At 60.4% G+C, this 12,998-nt stretch carries 12 protein-coding genes; 5 read left to right on the top strand and 7 right to left on the bottom strand.

Annotation, left to right across the window (positions count from 1 at the left end):
* Positions 1 to 27: 27 nt before the first annotated feature.
* From CD04_RS24560 to adh, 6 genes are all read right to left on the bottom strand, one after another.
* Positions 28 to 369 (bottom strand): hypothetical protein, encoded by a 342-nt coding sequence (locus CD04_RS24560; protein WP_051849104.1) that lies wholly within the window; start codon positions 367 to 369, stop codon positions 28 to 30.
* Positions 366 to 848 carry a TonB-dependent receptor plug domain-containing protein gene (locus CD04_RS24555; protein ID WP_051849103.1) on the bottom strand — a complete coding sequence of 161 codons (483 nt, stop codon included), beginning with the start codon at positions 846 to 848 and terminating at the stop codon, positions 366 to 368. The genes CD04_RS24560 and CD04_RS24555 overlap by 4 nt, the downstream gene beginning before the upstream one ends.
* Positions 845 to 2,095: a c-type cytochrome gene (locus tag CD04_RS0110700; protein WP_156030211.1), complete on the bottom strand. Its 1,251-nt coding sequence runs from the start codon at positions 2,093 to 2,095 to the stop codon at positions 845 to 847. The genes CD04_RS24555 and CD04_RS0110700 overlap by 4 nt, the downstream gene beginning before the upstream one ends.
* 38 nt (positions 2,096 to 2,133) lie before the next feature.
* The gene (locus tag CD04_RS0110695) at positions 2,134 to 3,765 is read right to left on the bottom strand and encodes a PQQ-dependent dehydrogenase, methanol/ethanol family (RefSeq protein ID WP_081858004.1); all 1,632 of its coding nucleotides are present in this window, start codon (positions 3,763 to 3,765) and stop codon (positions 2,134 to 2,136) included.
* A gap of 194 nt (positions 3,766 to 3,959) precedes the next feature.
* Positions 3,960 to 4,361, bottom strand: coding sequence for a DUF779 domain-containing protein (locus CD04_RS0110690; protein WP_031406627.1), 402 nt, complete (start codon positions 4,359 to 4,361; stop codon positions 3,960 to 3,962).
* An 86-nt stretch (positions 4,362 to 4,447) separates the two neighbouring features.
* Positions 4,448 to 5,968 (bottom strand): aldehyde dehydrogenase, encoded by a 1,521-nt coding sequence (gene adh / locus CD04_RS0110685; protein ID WP_031406625.1) that lies wholly within the window; start codon positions 5,966 to 5,968, stop codon positions 4,448 to 4,450.
* 298 nt (positions 5,969 to 6,266) lie between these two features.
* On the opposite strand from adh, the gene CD04_RS0110680 reads away from it, so the two are divergent.
* A complete protein-coding gene (locus CD04_RS0110680) occupies positions 6,267 to 8,276 on the top strand; it encodes a sigma-54-dependent Fis family transcriptional regulator (protein WP_051849101.1) in 2,010 nt (669 codons plus the stop codon).
* 140 nt (positions 8,277 to 8,416) lie between these two features.
* Here CD04_RS0110680 and CD04_RS0110675 read toward each other — a convergent pair whose 3' ends face one another.
* Positions 8,417 to 9,073 (bottom strand): DUF1345 domain-containing protein, encoded by a 657-nt coding sequence (locus tag CD04_RS0110675; RefSeq protein ID WP_031406621.1) that lies wholly within the window; start codon positions 9,071 to 9,073, stop codon positions 8,417 to 8,419.
* Positions 9,074 to 9,311: 238 nt separating this feature from the next.
* Here CD04_RS0110675 and argB point away from each other — a divergent pair, with 238 nt between their 5' ends.
* The 4 genes from argB to CD04_RS0110650 all read left to right on the top strand — a co-directional run bounded on the left by argB (position 9,312) and on the right by CD04_RS0110650 (position 12,974).
* Complete coding sequence (argB, locus tag CD04_RS0110670; protein WP_031406620.1) at positions 9,312 to 10,220, top strand: acetylglutamate kinase; 909 nt, start codon at positions 9,312 to 9,314, stop codon at positions 10,218 to 10,220.
* 109 nt (positions 10,221 to 10,329) lie between these two features.
* Complete coding sequence (locus CD04_RS0110665; protein ID WP_031406618.1) at positions 10,330 to 11,046, top strand: pyrimidine 5'-nucleotidase; 717 nt, start codon at positions 10,330 to 10,332, stop codon at positions 11,044 to 11,046.
* Entirely contained in the window at positions 11,016 to 11,660 is a 645-nt protein-coding gene (gene slmA, locus CD04_RS0110660) for a nucleoid occlusion factor SlmA (RefSeq protein ID WP_051849100.1), read from the top strand. The genes CD04_RS0110665 and slmA overlap by 31 nt, the downstream gene beginning before the upstream one ends.
* A 576-nt stretch (positions 11,661 to 12,236) precedes the next feature.
* Positions 12,237 to 12,974 carry a TetR/AcrR family transcriptional regulator gene (locus CD04_RS0110650; protein WP_081857892.1) on the top strand — a complete coding sequence of 246 codons (738 nt, stop codon included), beginning with the start codon at positions 12,237 to 12,239 and terminating at the stop codon, positions 12,972 to 12,974.
* Positions 12,975 to 12,998: the final 24 nt, after the last annotated feature.

Genomic DNA, 12,998 nt, shown 5'->3' with positions numbered 1-12,998 from the left:
GCGGGTCCGCCTGCAGCTGCGCGCGCGTCAGCCCCCCGGGTCCTGCGCATCCTGGTTCAGGGCGTTGAACACCAGGCTGAAGCGGTCATCGCCATGCGCACGCCAGCTCAGCGTGCCGTTGAACTGCCTGCGCGTGGCCGCGCTGTGCTGGCGCCAGCCATCGGTGCGGAAATCCGTCAGCCCGGCCACGCCACTGACGCCCCCGCTCGTGCCCCCGCCCACCAGCGTGCTCTGGCGGCTGCCCCAGGCCCCCACCCAGCTGCGCAGGCTCACGCTCGGCGGATCCGGCGCATCGCGCGTGTACGCCTGGATCACGCCCCCGGCCGCATTCCCATACAGCGCCGCAAACGGACCCTTGATGATCTTCATGCCCCCAGCGTGGCCAGGTTCATGATCTGCGACTGGCCCTGCCCGTCGGGCATCGTCAGCGGGATGCCGTCCAGCGTCATGTACACCCCCTGCACCCCGAACGGCGCGTCCGCCCCAAAGCCACGGATCGACACCTGCATGTCCTGCGCATAGTCCTGCCGGTTGTTCACGATCAGCCCCGGTACCTGCCCAAGGCTCTCGCTCAGGTTGACCTGCGCCTGACCCTGCGTCAGCGCCCGCCGCCCCAGCACCGTGATCGTCGACGGCAGCGCCACCGCCCCCGCCCCATACGCCACCCCCTGCACCGTCACCGGCGCCAGCGACTGCACCGCGCTGGCCGCCGCCACAGGCCGCTGCGCAGCCTCGCCATGCACAACCTGCTGCGCATGCACCACGCCGGCCTGAAACAGGCCAGCGGCAATGAACGATTTCGCGTAGTTGAGGGATCGGCTGTGGAGAAGTCCGACGCGCCCCGTCATTTGACAAACGAGTCGAACTGCTGTTGATCGTCCCCTGCAGTCTCCGGAGAAAGCGCCTTTCCTGAAGGCGCGTAACCGTTTTCGTGCAGCAAGTAAGCCATGATGTTCGCGTACTCCCCTGGTTTGAGCTTGCCTGGTTTTTCTGCAGGCATATTGGTTGTCATGTACTGGTAAATGCCGCCAATCGTCATCGTGGAATTGGTCCGCGGTGCAAAGCCCTGGCCGGCCAGCGCTGGTGCTGTTCGGCCTTCCAGATGATCGCCGTGGCACATTGCGCACTCGGCTGCGTAGGCTGTCTTTCCGGGCCCAACCTGATCGGCTGAAAAGTTGGCCTGCTGATCGGATGCTGCCGTGTCGGATACGCGGATCACCCGGTACGCATCGGGATCGTTGCTCCGAGTCGGGTAATACACAGCCGGTGTCAGCGCAGGATGGAGGGTTGCGCGATACTCAAACCCCGATTTCTTATAGGCCCAGGGGCCGGTGATGCCATCCAATGTTCCTGATGTTGACAATGCGTGGATTGCATTGGTAATTCGGGATGCAAGAGCACGATTTCGATCATTGGCGATAAAGCTCAACTTCCAATTCGAAATGTTCGTGTGCGTCTGCTGTGCGTGGAAACGGACTTCCGGATGCGCATTTTGATACGCGACAAGACTCGGGTACCACGCAATGCCATATTCGGTTTTTCCATCGACGACGGCTTTGATGACATCATCCGGCGTGTTTTCGACATCGAAATTCGCATCTTTCTCTTCAACCGCGATAAATTGCGCAGGGCTCTTGTAGGCGACCGCAACAACACCGCGCCCCTGTTGATTTTTGCCTTCATTGGCCATGCTGAATTTGACGAAGTCGGCGTCAAGATAGGGGATTGATACAGTCGTGTGACTCTTAAATTGCTGGTCACTCTTCGCAATCGGCACGCCCATGAAAACGTCGCAGGTTTTCCGCAGAAGATTGGCCACTTCGACATCCGATGTGGCACGCTTTCCTAATTCTGCCTGAAGGTCAACGGTTGTGTAGGGTAATGCCATTTGCCTGAATACGGCATGGGCGACCTCGGCGTCAATCGACTTTGTCGGACTCTGGGGAAACGCGCACACTTTGACCGCATGAGCCTGAGCATTGATGCTGCTTATCGACCATCCTGCGGAAAGAATCGCGAGGATCATGGGCAGCTTGGGGCGATGATGCAATGCATTAAACATGATTAAAACCTTGGTTGGGAAGGGCGCCAGCAATGGCGCCCTCCGTTTTTTCAATGATTGGCCGCAATCATTTAGTCATTCAAGCTGAATACGTAAAGCGTGCCGCCACGGGGTACATCCTTGGTCATGGTCGCCATCGGGCCGCCCCAGATCGGGTTGGCGCCACCATAGCCGGCGAGGATCGCTACATATTCCTTCCCGTTGACCTCGTAGACGGACGGTTGGGCCACGATGCCACTGGCAAGTTTCGGACTCTTCCAAAGGACTTTGCCCGTTTTCGTGTCAAAGGCATACAGGTGGCCTTTGAGCGAACCCGAGAACGCGATGCCACCCGCAGTGGTCGTGACGCCGCCGTTCCATGGCATCTTGCTCCAATGGCCCCAGACCTTCTTGCCGGTGTTGACGTCAATGCCTTGGACCTCGCCATAGCCTTTGCTGCCAGGTTCAGGAACGATCCCAAAGCCTTCGCCCAGATAGGGCAGGCCCTGCATATAGCTCACCTTGGTCCCGTTGTAGGTCCCGCAGGCATGAAGGCTCGGGACCACAGCGATGTGGGTCTCGGGGTCGTACGACATCGACCACCAGTTCTTGCCACCTAGGAATTCCGGGCAGGTTTTGACGGTTGTGCCGATTTTCGGGTATTTCGAGGGATCATTGATCGATTCCCCCTGGGCGTTGTAGCCAGTCACGGACTCGGTTTTCACAAAGGGCTTCGCATAGATCAGTTTGCCCGTGTCGCGGTCGATCGCAATGAAATAGCCGTTGCGGTCAGCGTGGATTAGAGCATGATAATCTTTGCCTTCGTATTTGATGTTTGCCTTGAGTGCGGTGTTGACGCCGTCATAATCCCAGGAATCATGCTGTGTGTATTGGAAATACCATTTGATATCGCCTTTATTGGCGTCGAGCGCCAGAAGCGAATCGGAGTACAGATTTTTCCCGGGCCGTAATTCGGCGAGCCAGGGTCCTGGATTGCCAACACCCCAGTACAGCGTCTTGCTCTCCGGGTCGTAGGTGCCGGTCAACCAGGCAGGTGACCCTGCATGAAGGTACATGCCCTTAGGCCACGTATCGCCATTTTTTTCATCGGGTGACGGTACTGTGTAGGTTTTCCATACGGTGTCACCTGTTTTAGCGTCAAGCGCCGCAATGAACCCGCGTGCACCATATTCGCCGCCAGCGCTCCCGACCATGATTTTTCCATCCACGGCCAGCGGAGCCAAGGAAAATGCATAGCCGACACCCGGATCGAAGAGCTGCTTTTTCCAGTTGATCTGCCCGGTCTGCGCATTGAATGACGCCACTTCGCCGCTCAGCATGGCAACGAACAAGTCATCGCCATACAAGGCAACGCCACGGTTGACGACATCGCAGCAGACAGTCTTGTAGGCAATCTGGGGCAGGTTGGGGTTATAGCTCCAGATTTTTTTCCCGGTCGTCGCATCAAACGCGTAAACGAGATCCTTGGGCGTTGTGACAAACATATAGTTGCCGTTGACAATCGGCGTTGCCTCAAAGCCCTGCGTCAAGTCGGCCGGAAATTTGTGCGACCAAACCATCTTCAGGTGCTTGACATTGGCCGCGCCGATTTGTTTGGCCGGCGAAAAACTCTCACCACCGTAAGAGTGGTAATACGTCAACCAGTCAGTGCTCTTGGACGCGTTGTCGAGCTTGTCTTGGGTGACGGCGGGATAATCCGCCATCGCAAGCGTCGACACGCCAAGAATGCCAGCGACCACGGCAAAGCGAAGGCTATGCCTCAATACTTTTTTCGGGTTCTCATAGTTGTCTCCGATGATTAAAAGAAGTCATAAATTCATGCATGGAAAATGGATGGTGCGGTTTGAGCACCTATTGACAGTAGGCTGGCTTGCCTTGCTTCCAATCGGGCTTTTACCTACCGGACCCTGTCTGCGCTTCGAAGACTGTTCCATTCTGTATCGGTGAACAGCCGCGAGCGCGTCAAGAAACGCTGCCCGGTGGGGCCTTCGAGGGAAAACATGCCGCCACGACCAGGAACGACGTCGATGATGAGCTGGGTGTGCTGCCAGTACGCGAACTGGGATTCGCTGATGTAGAAGGGCATCCCGCCGATGTGACCCAGCAGGTGATCAGCGTCGCCGACCTGAAACTCGCCATCCGGGTAGCACATGGGTGCGCTGCCGTCGCAGCAGCCTCCCGACTGGTGGAACATCAGATCACCGTGAACCTTGCGTAACTGCTCGATCAGAGCAAGGGCCGCAGGCGTGGCAGTCACTTGTTCCACCACTGTGGCCGCGTCGGGCACCGAGTCGCTCATTTCATCCTCCCCGCTTCCGTGTTTGGCAGCATGCGGCGGTCCGTTTCGGCAGCCAAAGGGCCCCGGGACGGACCGCACGCTCATGGTTAGAAGAATCCCAGTTTGTTTTCGCTGTAGCTCACCAGCAAATTCTTGGTCTGCTGGTAGTGATCAAGCATCATCTTGTGGGTCTCACGCCCGATGCCCGATTGCTTGTAGCCCCCGAATGCCGCGTGCGCCGGATAGGCGTGATAGCAGTTGGTCCACACACGCCCGGCCTGAATGCCGCGCCCCATGCGGAAGGCGGTGTTCATGTCGCGGGTCCAGACGCCAGAGCCCAGCCCATAGAGGGTGTCGTTGGCGATGTCGAGGGCTTCCGCTTCATTCTTGAACGTTGTGACGGACACGACGGGGCCGAAGATTTCCTCCTGGAAAATCCGCATCTTGTTGTGGCCCAGGAAGACCGTCGGCTGGACGTAATAGCCGCCTTTGAGGTCGCCATCGAATTCGGCTCTGGCGCCGCCGGCTAGGACCTTTGCGCCCTCCTGACGGCCAATGTCCATGTAGGACATGATTTTGTCCAGTTGTTCACTGCTGGCTTGGGCGCCGATCATGGTCTGGGGATCCAGGGGGTTGCCCTGCTTGATCGCGGCAACACGCTTGAGCACGCGTTCCATGAACCGGTCATAGATCGATTCCTGGATCAATGCGCGGGAGGGACAGGTGCAGACTTCCCCTTGATTCAGCGCGAACATCACGAAGCCCTCGACGGCTTTGTCCAGGAAGCCGTCGTCACGGGCCATGACGTCCTCGAAAAAGACGTTCGGGGACTTGCCGCCAAGCTCCAGCGTGACCGGGATGATGTTCTGGCTGGCATATTGCATGATCAGGCGGCCTGTCGTGGTCTCCCCTGTAAAGGCGATCTTGGCAATGCGCTTGTTCGACGCCAACGGTTTGCCGGCTTCCAGGCCAAAGCCGTTGACGACGTTGAGAACGCCCGGGGGCAACAGGTCCTGAATCAACTCCATCAGCACGAGAATGCTGACAGGTGTCTGCTCGGCGGGCTTGAGCACGACGCAGTTGCCTGCGGCCAAAGCGGGCGCGATCTTCCACACCGCCATCAGGATCGGGAAGTTCCAGGGAATGATTTGTCCCACGACGCCCAGCGGCTCATGGAAGTGGTAGGCATACGTTTCGTGGTCGATTTCCGCCACGGTGCCTTCCTGCGCGCGAATACAGCCGGCGAAATAGCGGAAGTGGTCGATCGCCAGGGGCAGGTCAGCCGCCGTGGTTTCGCGAATGGGTTTGCCGTTGTCCCAGGTTTCCGCCGCGGCCAGCATCGGAAGGTTTTCCTCCATCCGGTCCGCAATACGGTTCAGGATGCCCGCGCGTTCGGCTGGCGAAGTCTTGCCCCAGGCCGCCTTGGCCGCATGCGCCGCGTCAAGAGCGCGTTCGATATCCTCGGCGTTGGAGCGTGGTACCTCACAGAACACCTGCCCCGTCACGGGCGTGACATTGTCGAAATACTGGCCGCTTGCGGGTTCTAGCCACTTGCCGCCGATGAAATTGCCATACCGCTTCTTGAAGGGAACTGCGGTGCCAAACTTTCCGGGTTCAAGCATATCCATGGGCGTCTCCTGTATTGCATGGAAGAGAATTCAACTGCCGTTGCAGTTATCCCTTACGTATCAGGAATCGTGCCAAACACATGCCGGGTTGTAACCTAATAATTCACATGAAAAATCAAAAGGTTACGAATTAGGATTAGGCAATACCCGAAGATATGCCGTGGCTCTTTCTTCGGCTTTTTGCGACAAAGGACTGTCGCATCCTGCGACAGATGACATGAGCTTGCGAGAGTGCGACACTGTCGGCACTAGAGGTTGGTCGCCAGCTCGTCATGGTTGACCGATACAGGAGACAGCCGTGGCCCGTACCCATCCGTCTGATCAGGCCGAGATCAGTCCAGTTTCGACGCAACTGCAATTGGCGCGCCAGCGCTTTTTTGAAGAAGGCAGCAACCCGGATGGGCTCATTCCGGAGCTCATCGCACGTTCGTGGCGCCGATGCGCCAGCATTTCCGCCACTTTGAGCGAGAGCCCCGAGCCTTTGCCGCACCAGGAATTATCCGGGCGGCGCGATGCGCAAGGGCGGTTGCGCAGGCATGCCCTTCCCGAGCTGGAAGCCTTGGCCGAGGCGTTATCGCCTTCGCGTGTCATTGTCCTGTTGGCCGACCCGCAGGGCATGGTTCTCGACGCAGCGGGATCCGATGCCTTTATGAGCAAGGCCCAGCGCGTGGCCTTGATGCCGGGCGTTGATTGGTCCGAGCTCCATCGAGGCACGAACGCGATCGGGACGGCCTTGACGGAAATCTCCCCCATCACCGTCCTGGGGACCCAGCATTATCTGGAACAAAACGCGTCGCTGGGCTGTACGGCAGCGCCGCTTTTGGCGCCCGACGGGCAGATCATGGGGGTCCTCGACGTTTCCGGCGATCCTCGCTGCATTCAGCCGCAAACGGTTGGCCTTGTGCGCATGGCAGCGCAGATGATTGAGCACCGCATGGCGCTGGACAACGTGCCGAGGCATACCGAAATCCTCCGCTTCGCGCATGACCGGGCCTTGATCGGTTCGCACCGTGAAGCTTTGCTGTGGATCCGCAATGAATCGATCGTCGGCGCGAATCGGGCCGCGCTGCGCGTGCTGGGCATGACCTTTGAGCAACTGCGTGGTCGCTTCATCGACGATCTGTTCGGTGCACTACCAACGACGGACTGCGAGCAGTTTGATTTGTCGCTTCATCCCTGGCTTGCGCGCCCGGGGCGCTCGGCGTCCTGGGCTTCGGGTTGGGTGGGGCACGGGGCCGCAGTGCATGGTGCGGGCGATCTAAAAGCTGTAGCTTGCGCGCCAGTGCATCCGGATGGGCGCTCCCAAGGGGCTCCCATCATCGGCGACCCCGAGCGCGATGGGCAACTTGAGCGCGCAGTGCGCGTCATGGACTGCGGCATTCCGGTTCTGGTGCTTGGAGAGTCCGGGGTTGGCAAGGAGATTTTTGCCAGACAGTTGCACAAGCGCGGCCAGCGCAGGGATGGCCCTTTTGTGGCGGTCAATTGCGCCGCGGTGCCCGAGGGGCTGATCGAGGCGGAGCTCTTCGGCTACGAGGAGGGTGCGTTTACGGGGGCCCGGCGCAAAGGGCAGTCGGGTCTGATCCGAGAAGCGGATGGCGGTGTCCTGTTTCTCGATGAGATCGGCGATATGCCCCTGGCCCTGCAGGCGCGGCTTCTGCGTGTATTGCAGGACCATGAGGTCAAGCCCCTTGGCGGCGGACGCCAGCAGCCGGTCGATTTTGCCCTGGTGTGTGCCACACATCGTGACCTCAAGGCGATGGCCGCCGAAGGGGGCTTCCGATCCGACTTGTATTACCGGCTTCAGCATTTCACGGTCCGCTTGCCGGCCCTACGAGACCAGGCCGGCGGCCAGGCACGCATTGAAGAATTTTTGCAGTCGATGTTGTCGCCGCGCCGCATCCAGCTCAGCCCGCAGGCGCGAGACGCACTTTTGTCGTATTTGTGGCCAGGCAACTGGCGCCAACTTGTGGCGGTCACACAAACACTCGTTGCCCTGGCGGAACCAGACAGTTGTATTGAGGTGGCCGATCTTCCGGATGACATTCGGCACGCGTGGCGCGATAAGCGCCAAGGGCAGCGGTCAACGTGGGGGCCATCGGCGAGTGTCGACGTCTCCAGGAAGGGCGCTGGCGAGGGACGCCTACAGGCGACGGAGTTGCGCGCTTTGACGGAGTCGGCCATTCATGCGGCGATTGCCTCATGCAGCGGCAATATCAGCCGGGCAGCGCGGCTGCTTGGCGTGCACCGAAGTACGCTGTACCGCCATAACCTGCAGGAACGGCAGAACAACAATTCCGCGCAGCGCTGAGCGAGTCGGCGTTCGCTCGGCATGCCTGCCCGAGCGTCAAGCGAGCGCCGATTGGCCCCATGGCCCAAGGCTGGGGTGGACGCACTGCAAGGCAGCCGCACACCGCAGCGGCAATGCTCACGTTGCAACGCCTGGGGCGATCAGAGGCCCCCGGCGACCACATTGACGGTCAACGCGATGATGAAGACGTTGAAGAAAAAAGCCGCCACGCTATGCAGAAGCACCATGTGGCGCAGGTTGCGGCTGGCAATGTTCACGTCCGAGGTCTGGAAGGTCATGCTCAGCACGACCGAAAAATACAGATAGTCCCAGTAGTCCGGAGAGTTCGCGCCGGGGAAGAGCAGGCCGGGTTGACCCTCCAAGCGCTCCAGATGGTCGCTATGGGCGTAGGTTTGCGCAAACACGACGCTGAAAAAGAGCCATGCAAGCACGATGCTGGCCGCGGGTAATGCCAGGTCGAGAATGGAACTGCCCTTACTGGCATGCAATTCGGTCCTCAGTGCAAGCAGGACCACGGCCGACACCGCTGTGCTCAGCACCAGAATCGTCCACTTGCCTTCCATTTGCTGCTCGGCTCGGCGTCTGAGATTTTCAGGCGTGGTTCGCGCCATCATCCACCCGATGGATCCGAAGTAGACGCAGCATGCGATGTCGAACGCGAGCAATAGTGCGCGGCCCACGCCAAGCACAGAGTTGAGAACAACGAACAGCAACACGCCCAGCATTGTTGCCACGCTCAGACGTGGCCGATACAGGAGTGCCCGGAGTGCTCGGGGAAGGCGGCTCAAGCGTGTCATGAGGCCGCAGTGTAGGCGCAGCGAAACGGACGGAGGCAGGACATCTTCCCGTGTGCGCTGTGCGTTCAGATGGCGCATCTGGCAGAGGGCCCTGGATCGCCAGCGCTACCCCAGTACGAGAAGCCGCCGGGCTCCAGGTGGTCCTGGTGAGACGCTTCGACAATCGTCTGGGCGCGCTTGTCCCTAGAATTCGCGTGTTTGACTGTGTGCGCCGCACCCATCCCCATTCCTGATTGCCATGAACGATCTGCAAGCCACCCCCGAGCTGACGCACATTTCTCCGCGTGACAAGGCAGAGATCCTCGCCCAGGCGCTGCCATACATTCGCAAATTTCACGGCAAGACCATCGTCATCAAATACGGTGGCAACGCCATGACCGATCCTTCACTGCAGCAGGATTTCGCTGAAGATGTCGTGCTCCTCAAGCTCGTCGGCATGAATCCGGTCGTGGTGCATGGCGGTGGCCCGCAGATCGACGACGCATTGGCGAAAATCGGCAAAAAGGGCACGTTCATCCAGGGCATGCGCGTGACGGATGCGGAAACCATGGAAGTGGTTGAGTGGGTGCTTGCGGGCCAGGTGCAGCAGGACATCGTGGGTTTGATCAACGTGGCAGGCGGCAAGGCAGTCGGGCTCACCGGGCGCGATGGCGGCATGATCCGTGCCCGAAAGCTACGTATGCGAGATCGTGAGAACCCCGAGCTTGAGCATGATGTCGGCCAGGTCGGCGAGATCGAGGCGATCGACCCCAGTGTGGTCCAGGCACTGCAGGACGATCAGTTCATTCCCGTCATCTCACCCTTGGGCTTTGGTGCCGAAAACGAGAACTACAACATCAATGCCGACGTTGTGGCCGGCAAGCTGGCCGAGGTACTGAATGCCGAGAAACTGGTGTTGCTCACCAATACGCCTGGCGTGCTCAACAAGGCGGGCGAGTTGCTGACGGACTTGACCGCGCGGGAAATCGACGAGATGTTTGCCGACGGCACCATTTCGGGTGGCATGCTGCCCAAGATTTCTTCGGCTCTGGACGCGGCGCGCTCAGGCGTCAACTCGGTGCACATCATTGACGGGCGCATCCCCCATGCCATGCTGCTCGAAATCCTCACCGAGCAGGCTTTCGGTACGATGATTCGTTCCCATTGAGTGATGGAGTCTTCGCCATCGCAACCGATGGCCTTCCCCTGGAGCCAGGCTGCTTGAAAAGGCGCCGTGAAGCTGCCAGACGCAGGCGGAACTTGCTTGGGGCATCGTGATGGGGCGTGATGCACCTGGCGTTCCGGTTTGGTTGTTCGACATGGACAATACGCTGCACGACGCGTCATGGCGCATCTTCCCCATGATGAATGCTGAAATGACGGCGTACATCGAGCGTCATCTTGGGGTGGATCATGCTGAGGCCAACCGGATCCGCAGCCATTTCTGGCAGCGCTACGGTGCGACGCTGTTGGGGCTTGTGCATGAGCACGGCGTGAAGGCCGAGCATTTCCTCGAGGCGACGCACCGATTTCCCCAGTTACCGCAGATGCTGCGCGCCGACGCCAACCAGCGTGCGGCCATCCGCCGTTTGCCGGGGCGCAAGTTCGTGCTGACCAACGCCCCGCGTGAATACGCCTTGCGTGTGCTGCGCGAACTGGGGCTCGTCAAGCTGTTCGAGGGGGTCATCAGCATTGAGGACATGCATCAGTTCCGCCGGATCCGACCCAAGCCCGATGCGCGCATGTTGCGTCATGTGCTTCACAGCCGCGGTTTGCGCCCGACGCGTTGCGTGCTGGTCGAAGATACGTTGCAGCACATCGCGGCGGCCCGGCGCATTGGTATGCGCGGGGTCTGGTTCACGCGTTATGCGCACCGCGCTGCACGCAGGCACCGGGATCTGGCCATGGAGCGTGCCGGCCTGCATGGCCGCCCGGGCTACGTGCGTGCGAAAATTGCCACACTATGGCAGCTGCATTCATCGATTCTGCGTTGACTCCGGCCTCCGCACTGGCGGGCGAGGCGCCTGTGCGCAAGCGACCCAAGCCAGGTGAGCGCCGCGAGCAGATCTTGCAATGCCTGGCTGGCATGCTGGAGCAGTCGGGCGCGGAGCGCATCACCACTGCTGCGCTGGCGCAACGTCTGCAGGTGTCAGAGGCTGCCCTGTATCGACATTTCGCCAGCAAGGCGCAAATGTTCGAGGCACTGATCGATTTCATCGAGCAGAGTATGTTCGGGATGATCAACCAGATCGCTCAACAGCAGGAGTCGGGGCTGGCGCAGTGCATGCGCATCGTGCAGGCCTTGCTTGGTTTTGCCGACAAGAACCCTGGTCTGTGCCGGGTCATGGTGGGCGACGCCCTGGTCGGCGAGCACCCGCGCCTGCAAGCTCGGATGAACCAGTTCTTCGAGCGTGTGGAGGCGGCCTTGCGGCAAAGCCTCAAGCTCGCAGTGGAGCAAGGCGCGGTGGCCGCGGGCTTTGACCCAGCGCAGCGCGCCCACCTGCTGGTGAGTTATGCCGCCGGCTGCCTGTTCCGTTGGGCACGCAGCAGCATGGCCAGCCAGCCAGTGGGTGGCACCGAAGGCGTGACGCTCATTCTGTTTGCGTGAACGCGGCGCGCAGTTGATTGCGGCCACACGGGCCAGTCGGGCCGTAGGGGCGTCGGGTTGCGCGTGCGGACCCTGCCAGTCACGCGAGAGTGGCACGAGATTCGCAACATTCGTGTAACGGGGCAAGCGTGGCTCGCCGCGTTACACCCCTTTGTGCTGGCGCAAGCCGCAGCAAGCACGATGGTGCATTGGGTCTTGGCCCTCGTGACAACGGAGCAAGAAGGCCGCCATTGGATGCGCTCGCTGGAGCCCGCGAATGGCAGCGTCGGGATCCATCCTCGGACGCAAGTCGCCACGCCGTGTGACGTTTGCGTTGGGCCTGGTCCATGCGCTGCGCATGCGACAAAGGCTGCGTGCCAGACCATTGGGCCATGGCGTGGAGGGTTATTGCGGCGGCGCCGAGCCCTTGACAGGTGCCCCAGGCGTACGGCCCGAGGTCCATCGAGCGTGTCCCAATTCGACCTGTGCCGGCTGCGTGCTCATCACCCGCAACTCGGGTGACCTGCAGGTTTCTGTTGACAAACCGAGCAGTTTCAGAAATAGTACGACCGTTCGATTTTCAAAACACCCCCATCCATGGCACGCAAACCTGCATCGGTCACCCCTTTGTCTGCAAGGTCAAGCGCCGCTTCGCGCGCGGGGTTGGTCACGCTTGCAGATGGCGCCGACGCGGTGGAAGTTTCAGGCAAGGGACGTCAGACGCGTCAGGCCATTCTCGATTGCGCCTTGCAGATGGCCGGGCGTATCGGTCTGGAGGGCCTGTCCATTGGCGTGCTGGCTGACCGCATGGGCATGAGCAAGTCGGGTGTCTTTGCGCACTTTGGGTCGCGTGAAGAATTGCAGATCTCTGTGATTCGCCACTATCACGCGCTATTCGAGGCCGAGGTGTTCTACCCCGCGCTGGAGCAACCCCGCGGGCTGCCACGTTTGCACATGTTGTTCGATCGCTGGGTCCAGCAGGTCAGCCGCGAGGTGGAAACGGGTTGCATCTACATCTCAGGCGCGGTGGAGTTCGATGACCGCCCCGGCCCGGTGCGCGATGCCCTGGTGCTGATGGTCCAGACGTGGCACGACGCGCTGCAGCGCGCGGTCAAGCAGGCCATTGAGGTCGGCCATCTGCGCGCCGATGCGCCGCCCGAGCAATTGATGTTTGAGCTGCACGGCCTCATTCTGGCTCTGCATCACGATGCCAGGCTGCTGCAGGTCCCGGGATGCCTGGCCATGGCCATGCGCGGCTATTCACACCTGCTTCATTCCTACGCCACGCCAGCCGGCGTGAGGCTGCTCCATGCGCTGTGCAAGGTCGACGGCTGAGCGAACCTTTAATACCCAACTGCC

The organism is Thiomonas sp. FB-Cd, from assembly GCF_000733775.1.
Taxonomy (GTDB): Bacteria; Pseudomonadota; Gammaproteobacteria; order Burkholderiales; family Burkholderiaceae_C; genus Thiomonas_A.
The sequence above is the reverse complement of the archived record's forward strand: the minus strand, read 5'-3'. Positions and strand labels throughout refer to the sequence as shown.